Below are 25,887 nucleotides of genomic sequence, written 5' to 3' on the forward strand. Positions count from 1 at the left end.
GGTCCGCGACGGGCGGGGGCTACTCCTCGACGGTGAGGATCTCCGCCCCGTCGTCGGTCACGGCGAGCGTGTGCTCGAACTGCGCCGAGCGCTTCCCGTCCGCGGTGACGGCGGTCCAGCCGTCGTCCCAGAGCAGATCCTGCCAGGTCCCCTCGGTGATCATGGGCTCGACGGTGAACGTCATGCCCTTCTCCATGACGCGGCGTACCGACGGGTCGTAGTGGTGCGGGATCTGGATCGCGGTGTGGAACGTCTCGCCGATGCCGTGACCGCAGTAGGAGCGCACGACCCCGTAGCCGTGGCGCGACGCGTGCGACTCGATGGCCCGGCCGATGTCCGAGATCGGGCGCCCGGGCCGCACGGCGGAGACGCCCTTCGCGAGGCACTCGCGCGCGATCTGGACCAGCCGGCGGCCCTCGCCGTCCACCTCGCCGACGAGGAACGTCGCCGAGCAGTCCCCGTGCATGCCGTCGAGGTAGACGGTCACGTCGAGGTTCACGATGTCGCCGTCCTCGAGCGGCCGGCTGTCGGGGATGCCGTGGCAGATCACCTCGTTCACGGAGGTGCAGAGCGACTTCGGGAAGCCGCGGTAATTGAGCGGGCTCGGGTAGCCGCCGAGCCGCAGCGTCTCGGCGTGGGCGAGCTCGTCGAGCGCGTCGGTGGTGACCCCCGGCCGGACCCCCTCCCCGGTGACGCGGAGCACGCGGGCGGCCGCCCGGCAGGCGCGGCGAAGCCGCTCGAGCTCCTCCGGCGTCTTCACGTCCCGGCCCTGCGCCTTGGGGCGCCCGTTCGTCGCGTAGTCCGGACGCGCGATCGCGGCCGGCACCGCGCGGCGCGGCGACACGACGCCCGCTCGCAGGGGACGGCGGCGAGGACGCGCGGACCCCGCCGGAGCGGCGCCGCGCGCGTCCTCGTCGAGGTGGCACTTCTTGTACTTCTGCCCGCTCCCGCACCAGCAGGGGTCGTTCCGACCCGGCCGCGCCCGCGCGAGCAGCTCGGTCTCGTTCACGGAGCGGTTTTAAGGGAGCCGGGGAGATCCGGCAACCCGCCCGTCAGATCTGCGACGGGGCATCCGTCTGCCCGGGGATCTTGGCGCTCGCGTCTCCCTGGGCCTCGAGCCGCTCGAACATCTGCTCCATCCGGTCGCCGAGGTCCTCGAGCTCGTCCTTCGAGAGCGCCTTGCGGACCTTGGGGAAGAGCTCCTTCTCCTCCTCCTCGACGTGGTGCTCGACCTGCTCCTTGAGCACCGACATCTTCGCGTCGAACTGCTCGTCCTCCGCCCCGACCTCCAGGAGGTCGGAGAGGATGCGCTTCATGGACAGGTGCTCCTCCACGGACTCGCGCAGGATCTCCTCGGTGTTCTCCTGCTTCGACTCCGGGTAGAAGAGCTTCTCCTCGATCTCCGCGTGCATGGCGAGCTGGTCGGAGATCTCGCGGCAGAGCTGCTCTTTCTTCTTCTTCGCGCGGTCCCCGGCGCTCTCGAACTCCTCGAAGAGCTCCTCCACCTCACGGTGCTGCTGCTCCAGCAGGTCGATGGCGTTCACGGTCTTCCTCCCATGAGGGAGCGTATGCACCGGCCGCCGGAGAGGCGGAGGGGCGAGACCGGCGGACCGGCCTCGCCCCTCTCGTCGCGCAGGCGGGCGGGGGAGGCATCCGCCGGCGCGCGGGCGTCCGGAACGGACGCCTCACGGATCCCGCCCTGCCGTGCCTCTACGCCGCCCGGCGCACGGCCGCCCGCTCGCCGGCCGCGTCCGCGCGCCGGAGCGCCGCGTCCTTCGCGATGGCGCGCACCACGAAGGTGAGGAGCAGGACCGCGCCGCCGAGGAACACGACGTCCGGCACGACGCGCGCCCAGGTGACGGCGTGGATGAAGGCGCTGCCGGTCACCTCGGGGCTGCGCGCGTACCACAGCCCCTTCTCGATCCCGATCGCGAACTGGTAGATGCCCGCCGGGAGGAGCGAGAAGACGATCATGCCCGCCAGGCCGCCGTTGAGGCCCCAGAACGCGCCCTTGAGGAGCCCGTCGTTCCAGGCGTCCTTGCGGACGATGTTCCGCATGGAGAAGAGCATGAGCGCGATGGCGAGGAAGCCGTACACGCCGAACAGCGCGCCGTGCGAGTGGATGGGCGTCGTGTTGAGGCCCTGCGCGTAGTACAGGACGATCGGCGGGTTGATGAGGAAGCCGAGCACGCCCGCGCCCACCGCGTTCCAGAACGCGACCGCGACGAAGAAGTAGAGCGGCCACTTCCAGGGCTGCGCGTTCGGGCCCGACCGCGCGAGCTTCAGGTTCTCGTAGACCTCGAAGCCGAGGAGCGTGAGCGGCACGATCTCGAGGGCCGAGAACGTCGCGCCGAGCGCGGTGATGAAGAGCGGCGAGCCGGTGAAGTACAGGTGGTGGAAGGTCCCGATGATGCCGGAGCCGAGGTAGAGCAGGATGGAGAAGTAGGTCGCGCGGAGCGCCGACTTCTGCCCCACCGCGCCGATGCGGGCGAGGATGAACGCGAGCGCGACGGTGGCGAACACCTCGAAGAAGTTCTCCACCCAGAGGTGCACCACCCACCAGCGCCAGTAGTCGGCGACGGCGATGTGCGTGCCCGGCGTGTAGAAGAGGCCGACCGAGTAGAACAGCGGGATCGTCACCGAGGCGTAGAGGAGCAGGTGCGTGAGGCCGCCCTTGTCCTTCTCCGCCGCGAGCGCGGGCTTCACCGCGCGGTACACGAGCGCGAGCCAGAGGAGCATGCCGCCGATGAGGGCGAGCTGCCACACGCGGCCGAGCTCGATGTACTCGTAGCCCTGGTGACCGATGAGCCAGCCGTTCGGCCCGGAGAGCTTGCCGCGGACGCCGAAGTAGGTGCCGGCGAGCGCGCCGACGACCACCACCACGAGCGCGCCGAGGAGCGTGTAGACGAGCGCCTTCTGGCCCTTCGGCTCGTGGCCGCTCACCGCGGGGCCGATGAAGAGGCCGGTGGCGAGCCAGCAGGTCGCGATCCAGAAGACCGCCAGCTGGAGGTGCCAGCCGCGCGTGGCGGCGTAGGGCAGGAGCTGACCGATCTCGATGCCGAAGAGCTTGTTGCCCTCGACGGCGAAGTGGCCGGTGACCGAGCCGAGCGCCGCCTGCAGGATGAAGAGGACGATCGCGACGAGGAAGTACGGCAGCGCGGCGCGCTGGCTCGGGGTGGGGTTCGGCTCGGCGAGCGGCGCGAGCTTCGCGGGCTCCTCGTGATCCCTCCCGCGCAGGCGCAGGTAGAAGTAGATGGCCGCGAACGTGCCGAGGATGAGCAGGACGACCGAGACGATGGACCAGACGAGCGACGAGGGCAGCGGGCGGTTCCCGACGAGCGGGTCGTACGGGAAGTTCGCGGTGTAGCTGAACGTCTCGCCGGGGCGGTTCGTGCCCGCGGACCATGCGGTCCAGAAGAAGAACGCGGTGATCGCCCGCGCGTCCTTGGGATCGGCGACGAAGCCCTTCGGGATCGACATCGCGTCGGAGCCCTCGCCGAAGAGCTTCGTGTAGTACGCGACCAGCGCGGGGAACGCGGCGGCCTGGCCCGGCGAGAGCGTCAGCGTGCCGGTGGCGGCGTCGTAGCGGTTCTGGCGCAGCTCGGCGGCGACCTCGGCGTCGACGCGACCGCGCTCGCCGGCGGGCAGCGCCTCGAGCTCTCCCTGCGTGAAGGCCGCGGCGTCCGCGGGCGCGCGGCCGGCCGCGAGCCCCGCCGCGGCGAGGCCCGTGCGGTGGAGCGCGTCAGCGGACCAGTCCGGTGCGAGGTACGCGCCGTGGCCCCAGATCGAGCCGGTCTGCTGCCCACCGCGGGACAGGTACTGCAGCTGGCCCTGGTGGATGTCCTCGCCGGTCATCACGACCTCGCCCGTCGAGGTGACGACGCGGTCGGGGATGGGCGGCTTGTGCTCGTTGATCTTCGCGCCGCCGAAGATGAGGACCGAGAAGGCGGCGACGATGGTGAACAGCAGGATGGCGCGTCCCTTGTGGCTCATGGGCTCTCCGGACTGCGGGGTATGAAGCTCGCGCAGCGGCGTGCCGTGGCAGCCGTGCGGTGGGTCGTGAAGGGTCAGGGGACGGCGGCTAGCCGCAGCAGCCGTGGCGGTGCGGGTCCGTCGTGGTCGCGGCGGGGTGGATGGTGCCGGCGTGACGGAGGACGAGCTCGTCGGCGAGCGCGTGGAAGCGCTCGTGCTCGCCCGCGCCGGTCTGCTCGCGCTCGAAGCGCTCGCAGTCCTCGCCAACGCGCTCCATCGCCTCGGGCGGGAGGCGCTGCTCCGCCATCGGGTAGAGGATGGCGTCCTCCTTGTGGATGTGGGCGTGGAGCAGGTTCGAGTACGCGTACGCGTCGTCGGCGATGCCCTGCAGGTCGGCGGGGGTCCACTCACCGTCCTGCGCGGCCCTGGCGGCGAGGGCGCCCACGAGCGCCCTGCCCTGCGCGTGCTCGTGCAGCATCACCGCGACGGGCCCGCCGTTCTTCGGGAACCCGTGCGACACCATCGCGGCGAAGAGGATGTCCTCCTCCTTCCCGTGGTGGCAGCGATCGGCGAACTCGCGGATGAACCCGACGAACCGGCCGAGCTCCTCCTTGTCGGTCGTGCCCTTGCGACGGGCCTCGTCGGCGAACCCGACGAGCGCGTCGAGCACGCGCTCGATCACGCGGTGCTCGTTCATGAGGGTCTCGATGGCGTCCATGGCTTGCTCTCCGTGCTTGGGGCAGCAGCGCACCCGTCCGTGAGCTAGAGCAAGGGCGTTGCCAACCGCCGAACCTCCTGGTTTTGCGGAAGTTTGGTTCTCGAACGGGGGAACTCGCACCGCCGGGAGGTTGACGCGCGCACCGGCATTTCGTTACTCACCGGCCCATGGTTGGTTCGATCCTGCCCGTCGTCTCGCACGAGGACCCCCACCGGCGCATCGTCGAGGAGGCGATCGAGGCCGTGCTGTCGACCGTCGATCTGGCCTCCGTGCTCGATCGCACGGGGCAGCTCCTCCGGCGCCACTTCGGCGTGACCCGCGTCGCGATCAACCGCATCTCGCCGACCGACCCGACCCGTGCAGAGGTCGTGCTCGTGTCGGATCCCCGGCAGCCGTCGCCGGAGCTCGGAACCTCCTTCCCGCTCGCCGGCTCCGCGGCCGGAAAGGCGCTCGGCGAGCGGACCCCGTGCATCGTCGACCCGCTCCAGCCCAAGTCGCCGCGCTACCGCGAGGAGCCGCTGCTCGCCGCGTACGGCTACGGCTCGCTCGTCTCGTTCCCGCTCGTGTTCGAGAACGAGGTGCTCGGTACGCTCGACATCGCCCACCCTCCCGCGGAGGGGCTCCTCGACTGCTGCTACGAGGTCGCGAAGCAGGTCGCGCACCTCGTCGCGATCGCGCTGCACAACTCTCTGATGGTCGAGGAGGTCCAGCGGCTGAACCGGCTCCTCGGCCGAGAGAACGCGCTCCTCAAGGAGGAGATTCGGCAGATCAAGCGCGACGCCCGCTACGTCGCGGACAGCCCGGCGATGAAGGACGTCGTCGAGCGGGTGCGGCTCGTCTCGCCCTCCACGACCACCGTCCTCGTCCGCGGTGAGACCGGCGTCGGCAAGGAGGGGCTTGCGCGGATGGTCCACGAGTTCAGCCCACGCTTCAACGCGCCGTTCGTCCCGGTGAACCTGGGCGCCATCCCCGAGGGGCTCATCGAGAGCGAGCTGTTCGGCCACGAGAAGGGCGCCTTCACCGGCGCGAGCCGGCGCCGCCCTGGCCGCTTCGAGCAGGCGGACGGCGGGACGATCTTCCTCGACGAGGTCGGCGACGCGCCCCCCTCGGTGCAGGTTCGGCTCCTGCGCGTCCTGCAAGAGCGCGTCGTCGAGCGCGTCGGCGGGACCGAGCCGGTGAAGGTCGACGTGCGCGTCGTCGCAGCGACGAACCGGAACCTCGAGGAGATGGTCGCACGCGGCACCTTCCGCGCGGACCTCTACTACCGACTCGCGGTGTTCCCCATCGAGCTCCCGCCGCTCCGCGAGCGGCGCGACGAGATCCGGCCGCTCGCGATGCACTTCCTCGCCCGCCACGCCGCGGGGATGCACCGCCGCCCGCCGCGCGTCGCCGAGGACGTCTGGCGCGCCCTCGAAGGGCACGACTGGCCCGGCAACGTCCGCGAGCTCGAGAACTTCCTGCAGCGCGCGCTCATCCTCTCGCCCGGGCCCGAGCTCTCCCTCCCCGACCTGCCCGTCCGCCTCACGCAGGACGGCGCGCCGGCGGCGGCGTCCGACGCCGCGGCGCCCGGCACGTTCGAGGAGGAGGTCCGCGGGCTCATCGAGCGCGCGCTCTCGCACGCGGGGGGCCGGGTCTACGGCCCCGGAGGCGCGGCGGCCCTGCTCGGCCTCCGCCCCACGACGCTGCAAGGCAAGATGAAGAAGTACGGCGTCGCGCCCTCGCGCGCGCGGCCGTAGCGATCGCCCGGGCCGCGCCGGTCCCGAGGACCGGCGGTCGCGGCCAACGGGACGGCTAGGCCGCCTCTCCGCCCCCCGCGATGGCGAGGATCTCGGCGAGGACTCCTCCCGCCGTGCTCGCCCCGCCGACGCCCGCGCCCTGGACGACGAGCGGCCGCTCGGCGTGGCGCGCGGTCGTGAACGCCACGTAGGCCTCGACGCCCACGAGCCGGGCGGCGGGATCCGCGAGCTCCACCGCCTCCGGGCCCACCCGCGCGGAGACCCGGCCGTCCGGGCCGGTCTGCACGCGCGCGAGGTACCTCAGCACCTTGCCCTCGGCGCGGAGCCGCTCCACCCGGGCGGCGAGGACCTCGTCGTGCGCGCGCAGCGCGGCGAGGAGCGCGTCCGGGCGGCCCGGCGCGAGCGCCTCCGGCGGCACGAGCGGCTCGACCGAGACGTCCTCGAGCGCGAGCTGCGCGCCCATCTCGCGGGCGAGGATGAGCGCCTTGCGCGCGGCGTCCCTCCCCGAGAGGTCGTCGCGCGGGTCCTCCTCGGCGTAGCCGAGCCCGATCGCCCAGCGCGTCGCGAGCGACAGGGGCACGCCGCGGCCGAGCTCCGTGCAGAGGTAGCCGAGCGTGCCGGAGAGCGACCCGACGATGGACCGGACCCGGTCGCCGCTCCGCACGAGGCGCCTCAGCGTGCCGATGACCGGCAGGCTCGCGCCGACGGCGGTGTCGTAGCGGTACTGCCGCCCGTGGCGGCGGCGCGCCTCGCGGAGCTGCTCGCGCCGGCGCGGCGGGGCCGCGAGCGGCAGCTTGTTCGCGGCGACCACGTCGATGCCACGCCGGAAGGCCTGCTCGTAGACCTCCTCCATCCCCTCCGCGGCGGTGAGGTCGACCAGCACCGGCCGGGGCAGACCCGCGAGCCGGTCGAGGATCGCCGGCGCGCTCGCTGCGTCGACGGGCCCGGTCGCCGGCGCGGCGGCGAGCTGCTCCCGCCAGCGATCGAGATCGACCCCTTCCGGCTGGACGAGCGCGCCGTGGCGGTCGGCGATGCCGACCACCCGCAGCACCGTCTCGTAGTCGAGCTCGAGCTCGGTGCGCTGCGAGCGCAGCTGCTCGAGGAGCTCCGCGCCGACCTTCCCCTTGCCGAGCACGAGGAGCGACACGCCGTGATCCGCGTAGGCCCGATCGATCGGCGCCTCGCCCTCCGCGGTCTCCTCCTCGCGCCGCCGGCGCTGGCCGCGGAAGTCGGCCACCATCTCGGAGAGCCGGTCGACGTCGATGAGGAACGCGTCGTGGCCGTGCGGCGAGTCGAGCACCGCCAGCCGCGCGTTCGGCAGGAGCGCCTGGACCTCGCGCTGCTCCCAGGGCCAGTAGAGCACGTCAGAGTCGATCGACACGACGAGCGTCGGCTGGCGCAGCGAGCGCAGCACGTCGTCGAAGTCGCCGCGCGCGCGCGACACGTCGTGCGTGTCCATCGCCCGCGTGAGCGCGACGTAGGTGGCCGGGTCGAAGCGGTCGACGAGCAGGCGCCCCTGGTAGCGGAGGTAGCTCTCGATCGCGAACAGGTCCTCGGTCTGCGGGCGCCGCGCGAAGCGCTGCTCGAACGACGGCTGGCTCCGGTACGAGAGCATCGCCATCATCCGCGCGGCGGCGAGCCCGGCCGCGGGGGGATCGGCCGGGTCGTAGGCGCCGCCCCGCCAGCGCGGATCGGCGTAGATCGCCTGCCGCTGCGCCTCGGACAGCCCGATGCACCAGGCCGAGTGCCGCGCGGTCGACGCGATGAACACCACCGACTCGACGAGCTCCGGGTAGAGGAGCGCCCACTCGAGCACCTGCATGCCGCCGAGCGACCCGCCGATCGCCATCCGCACGCGGCGGACGCCGAGCGCGTCGACGAGCGCGCGCTGGACGCGGACCATGTCGCGGATTGTGATGGACGGGAACGCCCCCAGGTAGGGCCGGCCGGTGGCGGGATCGATCGAGGTCGGCCCGGTCGTGCCGTAGCAGCTGCCGAGGATGTTCGCGCAGACGACGAAGTCGCGGGAGGGATCGAGCGCGCGCCCCGGCCCGAACATGCGCGCCCACCACTGGTCGACGTCCGCCGAGCCGGTGAGCGCGTGGCAGACGACGACGCCGTTGCCGCCGTCGGCGGCGAGCGTGCCCCAGGTCCGGTACGCGATCTGGACGCGCTCGAGGCGGCCGCCCAGCTCGAGCTCGAGCCCGCCGGGAAGCTCCAGCGTGCGCGTCTCCGGCGAGACGAACGCCGCGCGCCCCGCCGCGGAGCGATCCGCGCTGCCCGTCTTCGAGGTCATGGACGGCGGAGGGTAACGACCGGGGATCCGGGGTGTCAAGGCGCGGCGGCGGTCGTCCGCGCCGCGCTTGCAGCGAGGTGCAGCCGCAGGAATCCCGCGGTCTCCTCCCACCGGCGCACGACCGCGGTCGGCTCGGGGATCATGTGCGTCGCGCCCGCGACCGGCAGCAGCTCGAAGCGCCGGCCCGCCCGGAACAGCGCGTTCCCGAGCTTCAGCGCGTGCGAGAAGAACACGTTGTCGTCGGCGGTGCCGTGCAGGACGAGGAGCGGGCGCGAGAGCCCCGGCGCCCAGGTGAGGAGCGAGCTCGCGTCGTACCCGGCGCGATTCTCGTCGGGGGACCCGAGGTACCGCTCGGTGTAGTGCGTGTCGTAGTCGCGCCACTCCGCGACCGGCGCGCCCGCCACCGCCGCGTGGAACACCTCCGGCCGGCGCAGCACCGCGAGCGCGGACGCGTAGCCGCCGAAGGACCAGCCGGTGATGCCGACGCGCCCGAGGTCCATGGCCGGGACCTCCGCGGCGAGCGCGCGCAGGCCCGCGACCTGATCGTCGAGGACGATCTCGGAGAAGTCGCCCTTCACTGCGCGAGAGAACGCGCGGCCGCGCCCGGTCGTCCCGCGGCCGTCGATCCGCACGACGACGAACCCCTGATCCGCGAGCCACTGCTCGGCGATCATCGGCGCGTTCACCGCGCGCGGGCCGGACGGCCCGCCGTAGACGTCCACGACGACCGGGAGCCTCGCGCCCGGCGCCGCGCCGCGCGGGCGCAGCACCGCCGTCCAGAGCCCCTCCCCCGCGCCGACGCGCCTGAGCTCGGTCGTCGACGCGAAGGGCGGCTCCTCGGCGACGCTCGGCAGCTCCGCGAGCCGCGCCCCGCCCCGCGCGAACACGGCGGTGCGCGCGGTGCGGGTGAGGGTCGTCCACGTCACCGCCACCGCGCCGCCCTTCTCCGCCGCAACGGCGCGCGCGAGCGCCGGGCCGTCCTCGCCGAGGGCGATCGTCTCGGGCGGCCCGCCGCGCCGGACGCGCTGCACCACCGTGCGCGTCGGGTCCGGCGCGGCGGTGTAGACGAGCTCGTCCTCGTCGCGGTCGTAGCCGGCGAGATCGACGAACCCAGCCTCCTTCGGGACGACGCTCCCGCGCGCCGCCCCGTCGGCGCCGCGCAGCTCGACCTCGGGCCCACCGTTCCGCTCGGTCACCCAGTAGAAGCTCCCGTCGCCGCGGAAGCGGGGGAACTCCTGGAAGAGCTCGACCCACGCGTCGTCGTGCTCGGCGAGGAGCACGCGCGTCGCGCCCGTCGCCGGATCGGCCGCGAGGAGCCGGAGCTCGGTCTGCGCGCGGTTCTGCACGACGAGCGCGAGCGGGCCGCCCTTCTCCCAGCGCACGGTGGCGAGGTAAGGGAACGCCTCGCGGTCCCAGCGGACGAAGACCGGCCGGCCGCCCGAGGCGGGCACCACCGCGAGGCGCACGGCCGCGTTCGCCGTCCCCGCGCGCGGGTACGCGACCTCCTCGCAGCCCCGCTCCGGGCGCGCCGGGTCGCACAGGGCGAGGTGCTGCACGGGCGCCTCGTCGACCTCGGCGTACGCGAGCCGGCGCCCGTCGGGCGCCCACCAGTACCCCTCCTGCCGGCCCATCTCCTCCTGCGCGACGAACTCGGCGAGGCCGTTCGAGACGGAGGCGGCGCGCGCGTGCGTGACCCGCCGCGTCCGTCCGGACGCGAGCTCGAGGACGAACAGGTCGCGGTCCTTCACGAAGGCGAGCGCGCGACCGTCCGGCGCGAAGCGCGGATCGAGCACCCCCTCCGCCCCCGCGACCGGCGCGGCCTTCCCCGTCGCGCGCTCGAGGAGCCACAGGCGCCCGCCGATCGCGAAGGCGATCCGGCGCCCGTCCGGCGACGTCGTGTAGTGCGTGATGCCGCGCGCGAGGATGCGCTGCCGCTCGAGCCGCGCCGCCTCCTCCGCCGTCGGAGCCTGCGCGCCACCCAGGAGCGCGGCCGGCGACAGGAGCTCGCGCGTCTCGCCCGTGCGGAGGTCGGTCTCGAAGAGCGACTGCACGGCCGCGCGCGGCCCCGAGCGGAGGAAGAGCGCGTGCCGGCCGTCCGGCGCGACCGTGACGAGGGTCGGCCTCCCCGCGCGAAAGCCGCGGGTCTCGGCGAGCTGGCGGAGGAAGGGGTCCTGCGGAGCGGGCGCTGGGGGCTGCGCCGCGGCGAGGAGGAGCGTGCAGAGGAGCGTCACCATGGGGGCCCATGTCTTAGCACGAGCCTCTCGCGACGCAGCCCAGCGCAGAAGCGCGAGGCGCCGCCGAGGAGCTCCCGGCGGCGCCCGTGATCGCGTGACCGCCCGAGGGCGTCAGCGCGTGCGGCTCGTGCGGGACGTGCGCCGCGCCGTGCCGCGACGCGCCGCGCCGCGCTTGGTCGTCGTGCCGCGCTTCGTGGTGGCGCGAGCCGCGGTGGAGGAGCGCCCCCCGCGCGCGCTGGAGCGGCTCTTCTTGCCACCCTTGCGGCCGATCTCCGAGTAGAACTCCGGGCCGCGCGCGCGAAGCGTCGCGTTCCCGCCCTTGCGCCCCGCGTCGCTGCGGGAGGCGCCGCTGCGGCGGCCCCCACGCGCGCGCGCCGTGGCGCCCTTCCGGTTCGTCGTCTTCTTCGGCATGCGTTCCCTTCTCCCGAGCGCTCCCGTGCGCTCGCTTCGCTTCGCGGGAACCCTGCTCACGGTGGGTCGCACCGGCAAGCGCTCGCGGGCCCCGGACCGGGCTCCGGAGAGGTGGAAGCGCGCGCAGAGGAGATCGGCGAGCCCCTCCGCGTCGTCGGGATCGATCGTCGGGATGCGCCGGAGAGCGGCCCGCGCCCCGACGATCGCGAACACGCGTGGGTCCTCGTCCGCGAAGAGCGCCCGCGACACGCCGGGCCGGTACACCTCCACGCGCGGGAGCGGCTCGTGCTTGAAGCCCTCGGCGAGCACCAGGTCCACCTCGGGCAGGAGCCGCGCGAGCGCCCGCGCGCCGCCGGCGGGCGGCCCGAAGTACGCGAGCCCGTGCGGACCCTCGATCGCCGCGGCGATCGCGCCGGCGCGGCGGAGCACGTCGGTGTCCTTGCCGGGCACGTCGAACGGGTGCGGGTGGCCGGTGTGCTTCAGGGCCCCGACGCGCACGCCGCGGCGCACGAGCGCGGGGATGAGCCGGGAGAGGAGCCGCGTCTTGCCGGCGCCGGAGAACCCGGACACCGCGACGATGGGCGCACGCCTCACGCGTCGTCGCCGAGGAGCCACGCCGTCACCTCCGCACCCTCGGGGAGATCGCCCGCGTCGGCGGGCACGAGCAGGAGCGCGTCCGCGAGCGCCGGCCCGCGCACCTGCGCGGCGTCCCTCCCGAGCGGCCGCGCGCGCCCGCCGGCCTCGAGGCGCGCCCAGAGCAGCCGCGCGCGCCCCGGCCTCCCCGCGGCCGCCTCCGCGAGCCTCACGGGCAGCGCCGGCCGCTCGCGCCGCGCCGCGCCTGCCCGGGCGAGGAGCGCGGGCCGGGCGAACACCTCGAACGCGACGAGGCACGCGGAGGGGCTGCCGGGCAGCCCGAACACCGGCGTCGCGCCTGCGAGCGCGAACAGGAACGGCTTGCCCGGCTTCATCGGCACGCCGTGCACGCGCACGTCCGCGCCGAGCCCGGCGAGCGCCGCCGGAACGTGGTCGCGCTCGCCCACCGAGACGCCGCCGATCGTGACGACCGCATCGCTCGTCCGCGCCGCCTCCGCGATCGCCGCGGAGACCGCCTCGAGCCGGTCCTCGACCGTGCGCCGCGCGACGTCGAGGCCGAGCGCGCGAACGAGGCCGGCGACCGCGACGCCGTTCGAGTCCGGCGTGCGCCCGGTCACGACCTCGTCCCCGGTGGAGATCACGGCGACCCGCGGACGCCGGTGGACCCGTACCGGGTCAGCGCCCACGGCGGCGAGGAGCGCCGCCTGGCGTGCGCCGAGGCGGGCGCCCGCGTCCAGGGCGAGCCCGCCCGCGGCGACGTCCTCTCCCGCGAGCCGGACGTTGTCGCCGCGCCGCGCCGCCTCCGCGAACCGCACCCGCTCGCCCTCGGCGCGCGTCGCCTCCTCGCGCACGACCGTGTCGGCCCCGGGCGGCAGCGGCGCGCCCGTGAAGATCCGGACCGCGGTGCCGGGCGTGAGCGACGCGCCAGCGTCCTCGCCGGCGTAGCGCGCGCCGATGACCGCGAGCGCGCACGGTCCGGGCACGTCCTCCGCGCGGAGGGCGTAGCCATCCATGGCCGAGCACGTGGCGGGCGGCGCGGGGACGCGCGCGCGCGCGGGAGCGGCGAGGTACCGGCCGGCGGCAACTCCGAGCGCGACCTCCTCGGCCTCGAGCGGCGAGATCGCGGCGAGCACCTCGTCCCGGATGCGCAAGAGCCTCTGCATGCGCGCGCATCATGCCACGCGTGCGGCGGCGCGGCGCCGCAGGCGTCGAACGACGCGTCCTTCAGCGCGGCGCATCGCGGTGTCGCGGGCGCCTTCGTGAGCGCCGGCAGCGCCCGCGCGGATCGCGCGCGGGAGCTCTCGCCGGCGGGCGGTCGTGGCGCTGCGCCGGGATCGGGCGAGCGAGCGGGTCCCCGGATGCGCCTCCGCAAACCTTGCGCACGCAGGAGGGCGCCCGAACTGCAAACGCATTGTCTGCACGGGGCGCCCTATAAAACCCCGGGCGTACGCGGGCCTAGCTCGTGCAAACAGACGGCGATCAAGTAAGAGAATAGTCTGTCGCGGGGAGGAACTGCGGTGCTCTCGAACGCTCCGGTCTCTGACTGTAATGCCTGCTCGCTGGGTCTCGCGTCGCAGGGACGCTGCCGGCTGACGCCCACCTCGCGCGAGTCGGGCGCCACGATCTGCGCACAGGGCGAGCGCCCCCGGACCGTCTACTTCATCAAGGAGGGCTTCGTCGCGCTGTCGGCGGTGAGCCCTCGCGGCTCCGAGCTGCTCCTCTCGCTCCGCGGCCCGACGTCGCTCCTCTGCACCGAGTCGCTCCACGGCGAGCCGTCGCCCTTCGAGGTCCGCGCGCTGTCGCGCGTGAAGATCTGCGGGATCGGCGGCGACGCGATGTCCCAGTGGATCGGACCGGAGAAGAGCGCCGCGCGCGTGGTGCTCGACCTGCTCCTCACGGAGTCGCGCGCGCAGCGGGACGAGGTGAACTGGCGCCAGGGCGACTGCCTCTCGCGCGTCGCGCGCTTCGCCCTCGCCCACGCCCGCTTCCTCGCCGATCGTCCCAACGCGGTCCGCAAGCAGGTGGTCGCGCGGCTCCTGGGGATGCGTCCCGAGACGCTCTCCCGCTGCCTGACCAAGCTCGAGAAGGACGGCGTGGTCGACGCGTCGCGCGGCGTTCGCGTGCTCGATCAGCGCCGGCTCGCGGCCATCGCGATGGAAGACAACGCAGCCTGATCCCTGCTAGAAGAGGGCCGTCGCACCGAGGTTTAGAAAGGACTCCCGCATGTTTCCCAAGCTCGGAATGGGCGAGCTCGTCGTCATCCTGCTCATCGTCGTGATCCTGTTCGGGTCGAGCAAGCTCCCGCAACTCGGGGCCGGGCTCGGCCAGGGCATCCGGAGCTTCAAGAAGTCCTTCGCCGGCGAGGACGAGGAGAAGCCGGCGACGCCGAGCGCCTCGTCCCAGGATGAGGCGTCGAAGGCCGGCAAGCAGGCGTAGCCGGTCCCTCGCCCCGCGCGCGACACGCGCGATCCCCAACTTCCGACTCTCGCCGGGGGCGAGCGCTACCGCGCTCGCCCCCGCGTCTTTTGCGGGCCTTACCGGCGCGCCTGCCTTTCCCCGGCCTCGCCCTTGCTCCGATCGCCCGCGGGACACGTCCCGCTCGTCGGCCCCTGCTCGAGCCCCTCCCCCGCGGGAGGCCTCGCGCGGCCGCGCCTGCGCGTTCGCTCGCACCGGGTTGGCTGCGAGCGGCCTGGAGACGCCCGGGCGTTCGCGAGCGCGAGCGCAGCATCGGCTCGCGGCGCCGGCCGGGCGGGCGCGTCCCACTCCGGGCGCTCTCGCGCCCGAGCGCGGCGCGAGGGCATCCCCCTTGAATAGGTGCGATAGTCACGCAGGGGGGAAACACCATGAAGCGCATCCTGGTCGCAGTCGACGGCTCCGAGTCCTCGCTCAAGGCAGCGCGCATGGCGGCCGACATCGCGCTGCGGTTCGGCGCCAAGCTCTCGCTCGTCCACGTGGTCCCGAAGCTCCTGCTCCCGCCGGACGTCTACGGGCTCACCATCGCCGAGGTCGAGAAGGAGCACCGCGCCTACGCCGACCGGCTGCTCGAGCGGGCCGTCGAGGCCATCGAGGAGCCCTCCATCGAGGTCGGCACGTCCGTGCTGTACGGCGCGCCAGCCGAGGCGATCGCCGAGGAAGGCGCGGCGAGCGACGTCGGCATGATCGTCGTCGGCAGCCGCGGCCACGGCGCGGTCGCGCGCATGTTCCTCGGCAGCGTCTCGGACCGGCTCATCCACATCAGCCCGAAGCCGGTCCTGGTGGTGCATTAGCCGTCCACTCCGGGTCGTGTAGAATCGGCGCCGATGATCTCCGTCGCCGACTTCATGACGAAGGATCTCGTGACGGTGCGCGGGTCGGACGACCTCGCGCTCGCGGAGTCGCTCCTGCGGCTCGGCGGAATCCGCCACCTCCCGGTCGTGGAGGACGGCCGCCTCGTCGGCCTCGTGACCCAGCGTGACATCCTCCGCTCGGGCCACTCCGGTGGCGCCGACGCGCGCAGGCTGCCCGTCTCGCAGATCATGACGCGCGAGCTCACGACGGTCCGCCCGGCGATGGCGCTCGCGCACGCGGCGCGGCTCATGCTCGAGCGGAAGTTCGGCTGCCTCCCGGTCTGCGACGACGACGGCCGGCTCGTCGGGATCGTCACGGAGGCCGACTTCGTCCGCTTCGCCGCCGACGTCGCGCGCGACCTCGACCTCGTCGCAGAGGCGGTCCGCGCCCAGGAGCGCGCCGGGCGCGCCTGACCGGCGCGAGGGACGACTCCTGCCTCGGGCAGCGCCGGGCCGTTCGCCCGTTGACCGGCGGGGGGCGCGCGGCTAGATGAGCGGGGTGGCCGAGACGGTCTTCGACGAGCTCAAACGGTACGTCCGCTGGTCCGAGACGGACGAGCAGGCCCTCCGGAGCCTGCACGGCGCCGCCGTGCCGCAGTTCCAGCTCCTCGCCGAGGAGTTCTACGACCGCATCCTCAAGCACGAGGAGGCGCGCGCGGTGCTCGCGGGAGGCGAGAGCCAGGTCGGGCACCTGAAGGTCACGATGGTCGCCTGGCTCGACAGGCTCCTCGCCGGCCCGTGGGACGAGGCGTACTGGGAGCAGCGCTACCGGATCGGCCGCGTGCACGTCCGCATCGGCCTGCCGCAGCACTACATGTTCGGCGCGATGAACGTGCACCGGACCGGGCTCGCGCGCATCGCCTACGAGCGCTTCCACGACGACCCCGACGAGCTCCAGCGGGTGCGCACGGCGCTCGGGAAGATCCTCGACCTCGAGCTGGCGGTGATGCTGCACACCTACCGCGACGACCTCCTCGCGCAGCAGGCGCGCGTCGAGCGGCTCTCGACGTTCGGCCAGCTCGTCGGCTCCATCGGCCACGACCTCCGCAACCCGCTCGGCGTCATCGAGACCTCGCTGTACATCCTGCGGACGCGGATCGGCGAGGACGATCGCGCGAAGAAGCACCTCGACCGCATCGGCGAGCAGCTCGGCGTCGCGAACGGGATCATCACGAACCTGCTCGACATGATCCGCAACCGCCCGCTCGCGCGCGAGCGCGTCGCGCTCGCGGAGGTGCTGGGCGGCGCGGCGGCGGTGGTGAAGCGGCCCGCGGGCGTCTCCCTCGACCTCGAGGGGCTCGACGGGCTCCCGGCGGTGGAGGGCGACCCGGTCCAGCTGCGCCAGGTGTTCGTGAACCTGCTCGAGAACGCGGTCTTCGCGGCCTCCCCCGAGGGCGCCGTGGCGGTCCGCGCGCGCGCGGACGACGGGGCCGTCGCGCTGGAGGTGGAGGACACCGGGCCGGGAGTCGACTCCGCCACGCGCCGGCGCCTCTTCGAGCCGCTCATCACCACCAAGGACAAGGGCATCGGCCTCGGGCTCGCGCTCGTGAAGCGCATCGCCGAGCGCCACGGCGGATCGGTCGAGTACTCCGATCGTCCGGGCGGCGGCGCTCGCTTCACGGTCCGACTGCCCGCGTGACGCGCGGGGGAGCTCCATGCGCCGCTACCTCATCGTCGACGACAACCGCGAGTTCGCAGAGAACCTCGCCGAGATCCTCCGAGACGCGGGCGACGAGGTCGCCATCGCGGTGAACGGCCAGGAGGCGCTCGAGCTCGCCCAGGGGACGCGCTTCGACGCGCTCCTCACCGACATGCGGATGCCGCTCATGGGCGGCGCGGGGGGCGGGGGCGCGCGCCCCCCCCCGGAGCCCCCCGCCGCCGCCCAGGTGGTAAACCCCCACTGGGGTCTCCCGCTCTGGGGGGGCGGGGTGCTGGGCCCGCCGCCCCGCCGCCTGGATCCCGGAGCCGCCGCGATGGTGATCACCGCCCACGTCGCGGACGACGCGCTCGAGGCCGCGCGCCGCGAGGGGCTCCTCGCGGTGCTGTCGAAGCCGGTGGCGGTGGGCCGGCTCCTCGACCTGCTCTCGGTCGCGCGCCGGGACGGGCTCGTCGCGGTCGTCGAGGACGACCCGCGCATGTCGGACAACCTCTGCGAGGCGCTGCGCGGGCGCGGGTTCGCCGCCGTCACGGCCGCGTCGGTGCTCGAGACCGAGCGGCTCGGGCCGGTGGAGCCCTTCTGCGCGCTCGTCGACCTCCGGGTCCCCGGGGGCGTGGACGGGGAGGCGATGCGCCGCCTCGGCGAGCGGTTCCCCGGGCTGCCGATGATCGTCGTGACCGGCGTCCCCGAGGTCCCCGCGCTCCCGCACGAAGGCTACTTCACGAAGCCGTTCGACACGGCGGCGCTCCTCTCCGCCGTCGAGCGGCTCCACGGTCGCCGCGGGGAGGCGGTCGCGCGCGAATGAAGGACGCCCCCAAGCCGGCGCGCATCCTCGTCGTCGACGACAACGAGGGGCTGGTCGAGAACCTCTGCGAGATCCTGGACGGCGCCGGCTACTCCGCGCGCGGCGCCGGGAGCTGCAAGGAGGCGCTCGCGGCCGCCCGCGACGGGTTCGACGTCGCGCTCGTCGACCTGCGGCTGCCGGACGGCGACGGCACGGCCCTCGCGCCCCAGCTGAAGGAGCTCTCGCCCGACGGGGAGGTGGTGCTCCTCACCGGGTTCGCCACCCTCGAGTCGGCCGTCGCGGCGGTGCGCGCGGGCGCGTGCGCGTACCTCGTGAAGCCCTGCGCGACGCAGGAGCTGCTCGTCACGGTCGAGCAGGCGATGCGACAGGTGCGCCTCCACGGCGAGAAGCGCGAGCTGTCTCGGCGCGCGCAGATGGCGGAGCGGCTCGCCGCGGTCGGCACCATGACCGCCGGCCTGTCGCACGAGATCCGCAACCCCCTGAACGCCGCCGCCCTGCAGCTCTCCGTCCTCGAGCGCCGCATCCAGAGGCTCCAGAAGGACACCCAGGGTCCGCTCCTCGAGCCGCTCACGCTCGTGCGGGACGAGATCCGGCGGCTCGATCACATCCTCGAGGACTTCCTCCAGTTCGCCCGGCCGCGCGAGTTCGTGGCGCGGCCGGTCGAGGTGGCTCCGCTCCTGAACCGCATCCTCGACCTGCTCGGCGCCCAGGCCGAGCGCCGGGAGGTCCGGCTCGAGCGCGACCTCGAGGCGGTGCCGCCGGTCGCGGGCGACGAGGAGCGGCTCCGCCAGGTGCTCGTCAACTTCGGGCTGAACGCGCTCGAGGCGGTGAAGGACGGCGGCCTCGTGCGCGTCTCCTGCCGGGAGGTCCCCGCCGCGGCCGGCTCCAGCGATGGCCCGCGCCAGGTCGCGATCATCGTCGACGACGACGGCCCGGGCGTGCCGCCCGAGTCGCGCGACCGGATCTTCGAGCCGTTCTTCACCTCCAAGGCGAAGGGCTCGGGGCTCGGGCTCTCGATCGTGCACGCGATCGTCACCCAGCACGGGGGCACGATCACCGTCGCGGACTCGCCCGAGGGCGGGGCTCGGTTCGTCCTCGAGCTGCCGCAGGCGCGCTAGGCTCCCATGCACCGCTTCCGCGCTCCATGGGATCGCGCCCTCCGGCTCACGACCGCCCTCGTGCTCGTCCTGATGCTCGCGGCGATCGCGACGACGCTCGCCGCCGCGGCGCGGGCGGGCTGGCCCCTCTCGAGGGTCGGCCTCGCCGCGCTCGTCTGCGCCGTGCCGCTCGCCGCGTGGGCGCTCGGGCCGCGTGGGTTCGTGATCGGCGGGGGCTTCCTCCGCATCGAGCGGAACGCCTGGCCGGCTCGCCTGGTCCCGCTCCGGGCGGTCCGCGCCGCGGAGCCCCTCGGGCCCGACGCCCTGCGCGGCGCGCTCCGCCTCTTCGGCACGAGCGGGCTCTTCGGGCACTACGGGCTGTTCCGCTCGCGCGCCCTCGGGCGCTTTCGCATGTACGCGACGCGCAGCTCCGGGCTCGTGCTGGTGCGCGCCGGCGAGGTGCAGTACGTCCTCTCGCCGGACCGGCCGGAGGCGTTCCTCGCGACGATCGCCGCCTCCGCCGCGGCGGCCCCGCGCGGGCGCTGAGCGCGTTCGCGCCGGGAAGCGCGACGCCGCGGGGCCGGGGCCGCCCTGCCCTACTCCGCCCCTTCGGCCTTCTCCGCCGGCTCGAGGTCCGGGTGCTCGCGCGGCTCGCGGTTGCCGGAGGCGTACTCCTTCAGGCGGTACTGGATCTTGCGCACGCTGATCCCGAGGATCTCGGCGGCGCGCGAGGTCGAGCCCCCGACCATCTCGAGGGTGCGGAGGATCGCCTCGCGCTCGATCTCGTAGAGCGTCGCGCCCGGGATGAGCGCGCCCGGGGACCGCTCGCGCGGCCGCGGCCCGCGCAGCGTCGGAGGCAGGTCGTCGGCGGTGAGCTCCGTCGCCTTGCAGAGCACGACGGCCCGCTCGACGACGTTCTCGAGCTCGCGCACGTTTCCGGGCCAGTCGTGCGAGAGGAGCGCGTTCAGCGTGCCGGGCGCGAGGCCGCGGATCTCCTTGCCGTAGGCCTTCGCGTACTTGTCGATGAAGTGGGAGACGAGCGCCGGGATGTCGCCCTTGCGCTGGCGAAGCGGCGGCAGCGTCACCGCGACGACGTTCAGCCGGTAGTAGAGGTCCTCGCGGAACTTGCCGCCCTTCACCTCGGCGGCGAGATCGCGGTTCGTCGCCGCGACGAGCCGCACGTCGACCTTGATGGTCTGCGTGCCGCCGACGCGCTCGAACTCCTTCTGCTGCAGGACGCGGAGCAGCTTGATCTGGAGCGCCGGCGAGATGTCGCCGATCTCGTCGAGGAACAGCGTGCCGCCGTCCGCGAGCTCGAAGCGCCCCTCCTTGCGGCCGATCGCGCCGGTGAAGGAGCCCTTCTCGTGCCCGAAGAGCTCCGACTCGAGGAGCGTCTCGGAGAGCGCCGCGCAGTTCACCTTGATGAACGGCTTGTCGGAGCGCGGCGACTCCTCGTGGAGCGCCTGCGCGATGAGCTCCTTGCCGGTGCCGGACTCGCCGAGGATGAGGACCGTCGCGCGGGTCGGCGCGGCGCGCTTCACGACCTCGTAGACGGCCTGCAGCTCCGGGGCGTCGCCGACGATGTTGTGGAACCGGTAGCGCTCGCGGACGCGCTCGCGCAGGTTCGCCGTGTCGCGCTGGAGGCGGAGCTTCTCGAGCGCCTTCTCGAGCACGACGATGACGGCGTTCACGTCGAGCGGCTTGACGAGGTAGTTCTCCGCGCCGGCCCGCATCGCCTCGACGGCCGCCTCGACGCTCGCGAAGGCGGTCATCATCACGAACACCGCGTCGGAGCCCTGCTCGCGTGCTCGCTTGAGCAGCGTGATGCCGTCCATCCGCGGCATCCTCACGTCGGCGAGGACCGCCGCGGGGGCGAACCCGGGCAGGAGCGCGAGCGCCTCCTCCCCGTCCGCCGCCTCCGCGATCTCGTACCCCTCCTCGGTGAGGATGGTCCTGAGCGCGACGCGCGCGTTCTGCTCGTCGTCGACGACGAGAATCCGCTCCTTCCCCGAGCGGCCGGCCGTGTTGGGAATGTTCACCGTTGCCTCACTACCAAGCGCAAACCGTGCAGGGTCCCGCACGTTATGCATGATTCCACGCGTGAGATCCACCGGATCTCGCCGCAAGTCCCCAATCCTACGGGGTAAAGCCGCTTACCAACTCACCCGCTTCCCTCGTGGAGGGATCCCGCGCCCTCGACCCGTCCGAGCCGATCGTAGGGCCTCCAGCGAAACCGAGCCCCGAGCGACTCGGCCACGCTCCGGCACGCCTGCTCGGACAGGGCGTGGAGCGCTACCGCGCTCGCCGCCACATCCGGGATGCAGCGCACCGCGCTGCGGATGAAGTCCTTCATCGCATCGTACGCCGCCTCGCCGTACCGGCTCGGGCAGATCCGCGCGTAGGTCGCGGAATCCGGAGCGTTGAGCGAGACCGACACGGCCGACACCCCCGCGGCCGCGAGCTCGGGCGCGACGTCGTGCCCCTCGCGCAGGGACGCGAGCCCGTCGGTGTCGACCCGCACGCGCGCGACGCCCGCCGCCCGCAGCCGGCGCGCGAGGTTGAGCAGCACGTCGAGCCGCCGCGTCGGCTCGCCCAGCCCGGTGAACACGACCTCGGAACGGCCCGAGATCCCGGCGCGCAGCGCCGCCGCCCAGACCTCGTCCGCGCTCGGGTTCCGGGTGAGCCGGAGATCGAAGCCGCCCACCGTCCAGTCGTCGTCGCGGATCTTCGGGCAGAAGACGCACGCGAGCGTGCAAGCGCTCGTGAGATTCAGGTAGAGCGCGTCTCCAAGCGGGTACGCGAGCGTCGGCTCGCGCTGTGGGGTCTCGGATACCACCGGCGGGTGAAATAGCAGGCCCCCGCCTGGAGCGCTACACGCCGGCGCCTGCGGCGGGGGATGACTCTCCTTCAACCGGCGGGAACGGCTGTCGCATTTCGGGCGAAGCGGGGCGCCGTCAGTCCACGAGGTGAACGTGGCCGCTGCAGGCGAGGCAGTAGCGGGCCTCGGGGATCGCGCGGAGGCGCTGCAGGCCGAGGGGGCCGCCACAGTTGAGGCAGCAGCCGTAGCTCCCCTCCTGGATGCGAGCGAGCGCCGCGTCGATGTCCGCCAGCTCCCGGCGGACGACCTCGGAGATCGGATCGGGCATGGCCTCGTAGTCCGACCAGCGCGCGGCGGGATCCGCCGCGGTGTGGGTCGTCCCCTGGCTGAGCGAGCGGCGGCGACGCAGCAGGACCTCGCGCGCCTCCGCCTCGATACGACTCATGGGGTCCGCCCCTCTTCACGAGGCGTGCCTCAAGAAATCTCGCCTGATTTCGCGATGTACCCGCCAGAGTTGCGTGCGGCCGAGCAGGTGACGCACGCCTTGCGCAGCGCCGAATGGGGCCTCCGCGAGCTGTCCCTCGACGCGGTTCCGGCGCCGGGGCGCGGGCCCGGTCAACGTCGCAGCGCGCGGGACACGCCGACGTAGCCCGCGGCGAGCGCCACTGCGACGGGCAGGAGCCAGACTCCCGCCGCGAGGCGGTGCTCGAGCACGTCGAGCTTGTCGCCGGCGAGGAGCAGCGCCCAGCGGGTCGAGCGGTGCTCCGGCACCCTGTACGCGAGGCGCCGCACCGCGCCGGAGAGCGCGCGCGGGGGCGCGACGGTGCCGAACACCGGCGTCGCGTGCAGGAGCCCCGACCGCGCGAGCGGCGTCAGATCGTGCTGCTGCTCGGGCCTGTTCCAGTGCGCGCCGGGATCCGGCGCGCGGCGCTCGCGCGGCACGCCGGGCCGCACGCTCGGCGCCCCGTCGATGCCCGCGCCCGCGACGCTCACTCGACCCGTATCGTCCATCCCTTCCCCCCCCTACGCGTTCGGCACGAGCACGCACTTCACGCAGCCGTCCGCCTTCGCGTCGAAGAGGTCGTACGCGTCGGGCGCGTGCTCGAGCGGGAAGCGGTGCGTGATGAGCCCCCTGCCGTCGAGCCGCCCGGCGCGCACGTGCTCGAGGAGGTGCGGCATGTAGCGCTTCACGTTCGCCTGGGCCATCCGGAAGGTGAGCCCCTTGTTCATCGCGACGCCGATCGGGACGAGGTTCGCCGGCGGTCCGTACACGCCGACGATCGAGACGGTCCCGCCCTTGCGGACCGAGTGGATCGCCCAGTGGAGGGCGATGGAGGACCCCGGCGCGAGCTTCAGCTTGCGACCGATGAGCGTCTGCCACGCCGAGCCCGAGGCCTCCATCCCGACCGCGTCGATGACCACATCCGGACCGTGTCCGCCCTTCAGCTCCTTCAGCGCCGAGATCGGATCGCGCTCCCGGCGCAGGTCGATCGTCTCGGCGCCGGCCCATCGCTCGGCGAACCGCAGCCGCGCCTCGACGCGATCGACCGCGACGACCCGCGACGCTCCGAGGAGCCAGGCCGAGCGCGCCGCGACGAGCCCCACCGGCCCGCAGCCCAGCACCGCCACCACGTCGCCCTCGCGGATGGCGCCCATCTCGGCCGCCTGGTAGCCCGTGGGCAGCACGTCCGACAGGAGCAGCACGTCCTCGTCCTCGAGGTCGTCCGGGATCATCATCGGTCCCACGTCCGCGAACGGTACGCGGACGTACTGCGCCTGGCCGCCGTCGTAGCCGCCGGTGGTGTGCGAGTAGCCGAACACGCCCGAGGCGAGATCGTTCATCGGGTTCGTCGACTCGCAGTCGCCGTACAGCCCGCGCTCGCAGTAGAAGCAGGTGCCGCACGAGATGTTGAACGGCACGACCAGCCGGTCGCCGGGGCGGACGCCGCGCACGGACGGCCCGATCTCCTCGACCACCCCGGTGAACTCGTGCCCGAACGTCGTGCCGACGCGGGTGTCGGGGACCATGCCGTGGAAGAGGTGGAGGTCCGAGCCGCAGATCGCGGCGCGCGTCACCCTCAGGATCACGTCGTCGGGGTGCTCGATCCGCGGATCGGGCTTGTCCCGCACCCGGACCCGGTACGGCCCCTCGTACACGAGCGCGCGCATCTGCCCTCCCCCGAGGAAAGGTTCGGCGTGCACGCCTGGCGCGCAAAACGGGGCGCGCGGGCGGGCGCTCGCGCGCCCGCAGGGCTGCGCTCAGGCGACGCGGAGCTCCGAGGAGCACACGAGCCGGACGCCCGCCCGGGCGAGGGCGCGGTCGACCTCCGCCTTCCGCTCCGGGAAGACCGGGCGCGTGAGGTCGTCGAGGACGAAGGCCTCGAACCCCTCCGCCGCGGCGTCCTCGGAGGACCAGAGGACGCAGAAGTCCCGTGCGAGGCCGCACAGGAACACGCGCCGCACGCCGCGCGCGGCGAGCAGCGCGCCGAGCCCGGTCGTCGGGCGGTGGCCGTCGGGCCCGACGTTCTCGCGGAACGCGCTGTACGAGTCCACCTCGCGGCGCGTCCCCTTGCGCAGGATCACCGTCGCTGCGGCGTCAGGGAAGTCCGGGTGGAGCGCCGCCCCGCGGGTGCCGCGCACGCAGTGATCCGGCCAGAGCTCCTGCGGCCCCTGCGCGAGAGCGATCGTCCCGTAGGGCTGCGCGCCCGGGTGCGCCGACGCGAACGAGACGTGGCCGGGCGGATGCCAGTCCTGCGTCGCCACCACCGTCGCGAAGGCCGGCGCCAGCCGCGCGATCGGCGCGACGATCGCATCGCCGCCCGCGATGGCCAGCGCGCCGCCCGGGAGGAAGTCGTGCTGCAGGTCCACGGCGAGGAGCGCGTCGCGTTCGCGATCGATCCGCATGCCATCACGTCTAACGCGCGCGCGCCCGGCGATCCCATCCTTCGCTCGCGCGCGACGCGCCCGGCCACCCGGCCGGGGGGAAGTCGAGGGCGTCGTGCGCGGCGGGAAAAGGCCCGGAACCCGCCGGAATCCGTGTTGTCTCGGGCGCGGGCCTGAGCTAGCTTGCGCGCACCATGGACAAGATCTGGGTCAAGGACGTCAAGGAGGGCGAGCGGCTGAAGAGCGTCTTCCTCGTCGCTCGCAAGGCGGTGCCCACCGCGAAGAGCGGCAAGACGTACCTGTCGGTCACCTTCCACGACAAGACGGGCGAGCTCGAGGCCCGCGCGTTCGAGCACGTGGACGAGCTCGCGGCGCTCTTCGACGAGAAGGACTACGTCGAGGTCGAGGGTCCCATCGGCGCCTTCCAGGGCAAGCCCCAGCTCAAGATCGAGACGGCCGCCAAGGTCGCCGACGCCGCCGCGCTCGACGCGGCCGAGTTCGTGTGGGCGCCGCCGCCGGAGCCCAAGAAGCCCGAGAAGCCGGCGCCGAGCGAGGGCGAGGACCCGCTCTGGAAGGAGCTCCTCGGCATCATCGACGTCATCGTCGATCCGAACGTGAAGAGCCTCGTGAAGGCGTTCGTCGACGACGACGACGTCGCGAGCCGCATGCGCCGGGCGCCCGCCGCGAAGTCGGTCCACCACGCCTACGCGGGCGGCCTGCTCGAGCACACCGTCTCGTCGCTCAAGCTCGCGCACCGCATCGCCGACCACTACCCGCAGGTCGACCGCGACCTGCTCGTCGCGGGCGCGTTCTTCCACGACCTCGGCAAGATCCGCGAGCTCCAGGGCGACCGGAACGCCGAGTACACCGACGAGGGCCGGCTCGTGGGCCACCTGGTCATGACCGCGCAGTGGGTGCACGACAAGGCCCGCCGCGCGGGCGTGCCGCGCGACCTCGAGCACCACGTCGTTCACATGATCCTCGCGCATCACGGGCGGCTCGAGTACGGCTCGCCGAAGCCGCCGATGACGCTCGAGGCGCTGCTCACCCACTACATCGACGAGCTCGACAGCCGCGTGAACTCCTGGTTGAACCTGATGGCCAAGGAGACCGGCTCGAAGCGCTGGACCTCCTCGGACAACGTGTACGAGCAGCAGATCTGGCGGGGCCAGCTCCCCACCGTGCAGGCCGAGAAGAAGGGCCCGCCGGCGGAGCTCATGACGCCGGTGATCTACGTCCCGCGGACCGGCGGCGCTGCCGCCGGCGGCGCTCCGAAGCGGAACAAGCCGGCGCGGGAGAAGCGCGCCCCCGCGCCGCGCCCCGCGCCCGCTCAGGGCGAG

At 73.6% G+C, this 25,887-nt stretch carries 24 protein-coding genes; 10 read left to right on the forward strand and 14 right to left on the reverse strand.

Annotation, left to right across the window (positions count from 1 at the left end):
• Positions 1–19 precede the first annotated feature (19 nt).
• From map to MNY62_RS02335, 4 genes are all read right to left on the reverse strand, one after another.
• Positions 20–1,009, reverse strand: a complete 990-nt coding sequence (map, locus tag MNY62_RS02320) for a type I methionyl aminopeptidase (RefSeq protein WP_242342478.1) — start codon at positions 1,007–1,009, stop codon at positions 20–22.
• Positions 1,010–1,052: 43 nt separating this feature from the next.
• Positions 1,053–1,544, reverse strand: coding sequence for a hemerythrin domain-containing protein (locus MNY62_RS02325; protein ID WP_242342479.1), 492 nt, complete (start codon positions 1,542–1,544; stop codon positions 1,053–1,055).
• 166 nt (positions 1,545–1,710) lie between these two features.
• Positions 1,711–3,993: a nitric-oxide reductase large subunit gene (locus tag MNY62_RS02330; protein ID WP_242342480.1), complete on the reverse strand. Its 2,283-nt coding sequence runs from the start codon at positions 3,991–3,993 to the stop codon at positions 1,711–1,713.
• 88 nt (positions 3,994–4,081) lie between these two features.
• A complete protein-coding gene (locus MNY62_RS02335) occupies positions 4,082–4,690 on the reverse strand; it encodes a hemerythrin domain-containing protein (protein WP_242342481.1) in 609 nt (202 codons plus the stop codon).
• A gap of 167 nt (positions 4,691–4,857) precedes the next feature.
• Here MNY62_RS02335 and MNY62_RS02340 point away from each other — a divergent pair, with 167 nt between their 5' ends.
• Positions 4,858–6,426, forward strand: a complete 1,569-nt coding sequence (locus MNY62_RS02340) for a sigma 54-interacting transcriptional regulator (RefSeq protein ID WP_242342482.1) — start codon at positions 4,858–4,860, stop codon at positions 6,424–6,426.
• 55 nt (positions 6,427–6,481) lie between these two features.
• On the opposite strand, the gene metX is transcribed toward MNY62_RS02340, so the two are convergent.
• The 4 genes from metX to MNY62_RS02360 all read right to left on the reverse strand — a co-directional run bounded on the left by metX (position 6,482) and on the right by MNY62_RS02360 (position 13,124).
• On the reverse strand, positions 6,482–8,722 hold the full coding sequence (gene metX, locus MNY62_RS02345; protein WP_242342483.1) for a homoserine O-acetyltransferase MetX: 2,241 nt from the start codon (positions 8,720–8,722) through the stop codon (positions 6,482–6,484).
• Positions 8,723–8,757: 35 nt separating this feature from the next.
• A complete protein-coding gene (locus MNY62_RS02350; protein WP_242342484.1) occupies positions 8,758–10,956 on the reverse strand; it encodes a DPP IV N-terminal domain-containing protein in 2,199 nt (732 codons plus the stop codon).
• Positions 10,957–11,067: 111 nt separating this feature from the next.
• Positions 11,068–11,961 (reverse strand): molybdopterin-guanine dinucleotide biosynthesis protein B, encoded by an 894-nt coding sequence (gene mobB, locus MNY62_RS02355; RefSeq protein WP_242342485.1) that lies wholly within the window; start codon positions 11,959–11,961, stop codon positions 11,068–11,070.
• On the reverse strand, positions 11,958–13,124 hold the full coding sequence (locus MNY62_RS02360) for a molybdopterin molybdotransferase MoeA (protein WP_242342486.1): 1,167 nt from the start codon (positions 13,122–13,124) through the stop codon (positions 11,958–11,960). Before MNY62_RS02360 ends, mobB begins: the two co-directional genes overlap by 4 nt.
• Positions 13,125–13,478: 354 nt before the next feature.
• Here MNY62_RS02360 and MNY62_RS02365 point away from each other — a divergent pair, with 354 nt between their 5' ends.
• The 8 genes from MNY62_RS02365 to MNY62_RS02400 all read left to right on the forward strand — a co-directional run bounded on the left by MNY62_RS02365 (position 13,479) and on the right by MNY62_RS02400 (position 19,392).
• A complete protein-coding gene (locus MNY62_RS02365) occupies positions 13,479–14,135 on the forward strand; it encodes a Crp/Fnr family transcriptional regulator (protein ID WP_242342487.1) in 657 nt (218 codons plus the stop codon).
• A 49-nt stretch (positions 14,136–14,184) separates the two neighbouring features.
• Positions 14,185–14,397, forward strand: a complete 213-nt coding sequence (gene tatA, locus MNY62_RS02370) for a twin-arginine translocase TatA/TatE family subunit (RefSeq protein WP_242342488.1) — start codon at positions 14,185–14,187, stop codon at positions 14,395–14,397.
• A 407-nt stretch (positions 14,398–14,804) separates the two neighbouring features.
• Entirely contained in the window at positions 14,805–15,227 is a 423-nt protein-coding gene (locus tag MNY62_RS02375; protein WP_242342489.1) for a universal stress protein, read from the forward strand.
• Between the two features lie 33 nt (positions 15,228–15,260).
• Positions 15,261–15,701, forward strand: coding sequence for a CBS domain-containing protein (locus tag MNY62_RS02380; RefSeq protein ID WP_242342490.1), 441 nt, complete (start codon positions 15,261–15,263; stop codon positions 15,699–15,701).
• A gap of 85 nt (positions 15,702–15,786) precedes the next feature.
• Positions 15,787–16,926, forward strand: a complete 1,140-nt coding sequence (locus MNY62_RS02385) for a sensor histidine kinase (RefSeq protein WP_242342491.1) — start codon at positions 15,787–15,789, stop codon at positions 16,924–16,926.
• 16 nt (positions 16,927–16,942) lie between these two features.
• Positions 16,943–17,749: a response regulator gene (locus tag MNY62_RS02390; RefSeq protein WP_242342492.1), complete on the forward strand. Its 807-nt coding sequence runs from the start codon at positions 16,943–16,945 to the stop codon at positions 17,747–17,749.
• On the forward strand, positions 17,746–18,867 hold the full coding sequence (locus MNY62_RS02395) for an ATP-binding protein (RefSeq protein WP_242342493.1): 1,122 nt from the start codon (positions 17,746–17,748) through the stop codon (positions 18,865–18,867). The genes MNY62_RS02390 and MNY62_RS02395 overlap by 4 nt, the downstream gene beginning before the upstream one ends.
• A gap of 6 nt (positions 18,868–18,873) precedes the next feature.
• On the forward strand, positions 18,874–19,392 hold the full coding sequence (locus MNY62_RS02400) for a PH domain-containing protein (RefSeq protein ID WP_242342494.1): 519 nt from the start codon (positions 18,874–18,876) through the stop codon (positions 19,390–19,392).
• Between the two features lie 50 nt (positions 19,393–19,442).
• On the opposite strand, the gene MNY62_RS02405 is transcribed toward MNY62_RS02400, so the two are convergent.
• The 6 genes from MNY62_RS02405 to MNY62_RS02430 all read right to left on the reverse strand — a co-directional run bounded on the left by MNY62_RS02405 (position 19,443) and on the right by MNY62_RS02430 (position 24,568).
• Entirely contained in the window at positions 19,443–20,879 is a 1,437-nt protein-coding gene (locus MNY62_RS02405) for a sigma-54-dependent transcriptional regulator (RefSeq protein ID WP_242342504.1), read from the reverse strand.
• 128 nt (positions 20,880–21,007) lie between these two features.
• A complete protein-coding gene (locus MNY62_RS02410) occupies positions 21,008–21,682 on the reverse strand; it encodes a TatD family nuclease-associated radical SAM protein (RefSeq protein ID WP_242342495.1) in 675 nt (224 codons plus the stop codon).
• A 118-nt stretch (positions 21,683–21,800) separates the two neighbouring features.
• Positions 21,801–22,109 (reverse strand): TraR/DksA family transcriptional regulator, encoded by a 309-nt coding sequence (locus MNY62_RS02415; protein WP_242342496.1) that lies wholly within the window; start codon positions 22,107–22,109, stop codon positions 21,801–21,803.
• A 170-nt stretch (positions 22,110–22,279) separates the two neighbouring features.
• On the reverse strand, positions 22,280–22,657 hold the full coding sequence (locus tag MNY62_RS02420) for a hypothetical protein (RefSeq protein WP_242342497.1): 378 nt from the start codon (positions 22,655–22,657) through the stop codon (positions 22,280–22,282).
• 30 nt (positions 22,658–22,687) lie between these two features.
• On the reverse strand, positions 22,688–23,833 hold the full coding sequence (locus MNY62_RS02425; protein WP_242342498.1) for a zinc-dependent alcohol dehydrogenase: 1,146 nt from the start codon (positions 23,831–23,833) through the stop codon (positions 22,688–22,690).
• A 90-nt stretch (positions 23,834–23,923) separates the two neighbouring features.
• Positions 23,924–24,568: a nicotinamidase gene (locus MNY62_RS02430; protein ID WP_242342499.1), complete on the reverse strand. Its 645-nt coding sequence runs from the start codon at positions 24,566–24,568 to the stop codon at positions 23,924–23,926.
• 173 nt (positions 24,569–24,741) lie between these two features.
• Between MNY62_RS02430 and MNY62_RS02435 the strand changes: the two genes are divergently transcribed.
• Positions 24,742–25,887 (forward strand): 3'-5' exoribonuclease YhaM family protein (locus MNY62_RS02435; protein ID WP_242342500.1); only part of this gene is annotated, 1,146 nt, incomplete at its 3' end.

This window comes from Anaeromyxobacter terrae, from assembly GCF_022690685.1.
Classification (GTDB): Bacteria; Myxococcota; Myxococcia; order Myxococcales; family Anaeromyxobacteraceae; genus Anaeromyxobacter; species Anaeromyxobacter terrae.

Coding starts and splice junctions, on each gene's coding strand:
- MNY62_RS02395 (WP_242342493.1), top strand. CDS start 17,746: ATGAAGGACGCCCCCAAGCCGGCGCGCATCCTCGTCGTCGACGACAAC.
- MNY62_RS02350 (WP_242342484.1), bottom strand. CDS start 10,956: ATGGTGACGCTCCTCTGCACGCTCCTCCTCGCCGCGGCGCAGCCCCCA.
- MNY62_RS02360 (WP_242342486.1), bottom strand. CDS start 13,124: ATGCAGAGGCTCTTGCGCATCCGGGACGAGGTGCTCGCCGCGATCTCG.
- MNY62_RS02335 (WP_242342481.1), bottom strand. CDS start 4,690: ATGGACGCCATCGAGACCCTCATGAACGAGCACCGCGTGATCGAGCGC.
- MNY62_RS02375 (WP_242342489.1), top strand. CDS start 14,805: ATGAAGCGCATCCTGGTCGCAGTCGACGGCTCCGAGTCCTCGCTCAAG.
- MNY62_RS02330 (WP_242342480.1), bottom strand. CDS start 3,993: ATGAGCCACAAGGGACGCGCCATCCTGCTGTTCACCATCGTCGCCGCC.
- MNY62_RS02415 (WP_242342496.1), bottom strand. CDS start 22,109: ATGAGTCGTATCGAGGCGGAGGCGCGCGAGGTCCTGCTGCGTCGCCGC.
- MNY62_RS02380 (WP_242342490.1), top strand. CDS start 15,261: ATGATCTCCGTCGCCGACTTCATGACGAAGGATCTCGTGACGGTGCGC.
- MNY62_RS02425 (WP_242342498.1), bottom strand. CDS start 23,833: ATGCGCGCGCTCGTGTACGAGGGGCCGTACCGGGTCCGGGTGCGGGAC.
- MNY62_RS02430 (WP_242342499.1), bottom strand. CDS start 24,568: ATGCGGATCGATCGCGAACGCGACGCGCTCCTCGCCGTGGACCTGCAG.
- tatA (WP_242342488.1), top strand. CDS start 14,185: ATGTTTCCCAAGCTCGGAATGGGCGAGCTCGTCGTCATCCTGCTCATC.
- MNY62_RS02390 (WP_242342492.1), top strand. CDS start 16,943: ATGCGCCGCTACCTCATCGTCGACGACAACCGCGAGTTCGCAGAGAAC.
- MNY62_RS02400 (WP_242342494.1), top strand. CDS start 18,874: ATGCACCGCTTCCGCGCTCCATGGGATCGCGCCCTCCGGCTCACGACC.
- MNY62_RS02340 (WP_242342482.1), top strand. CDS start 4,858: ATGGTTGGTTCGATCCTGCCCGTCGTCTCGCACGAGGACCCCCACCGG.
- metX (WP_242342483.1), bottom strand. CDS start 8,722: ATGACCTCGAAGACGGGCAGCGCGGATCGCTCCGCGGCGGGGCGCGCG.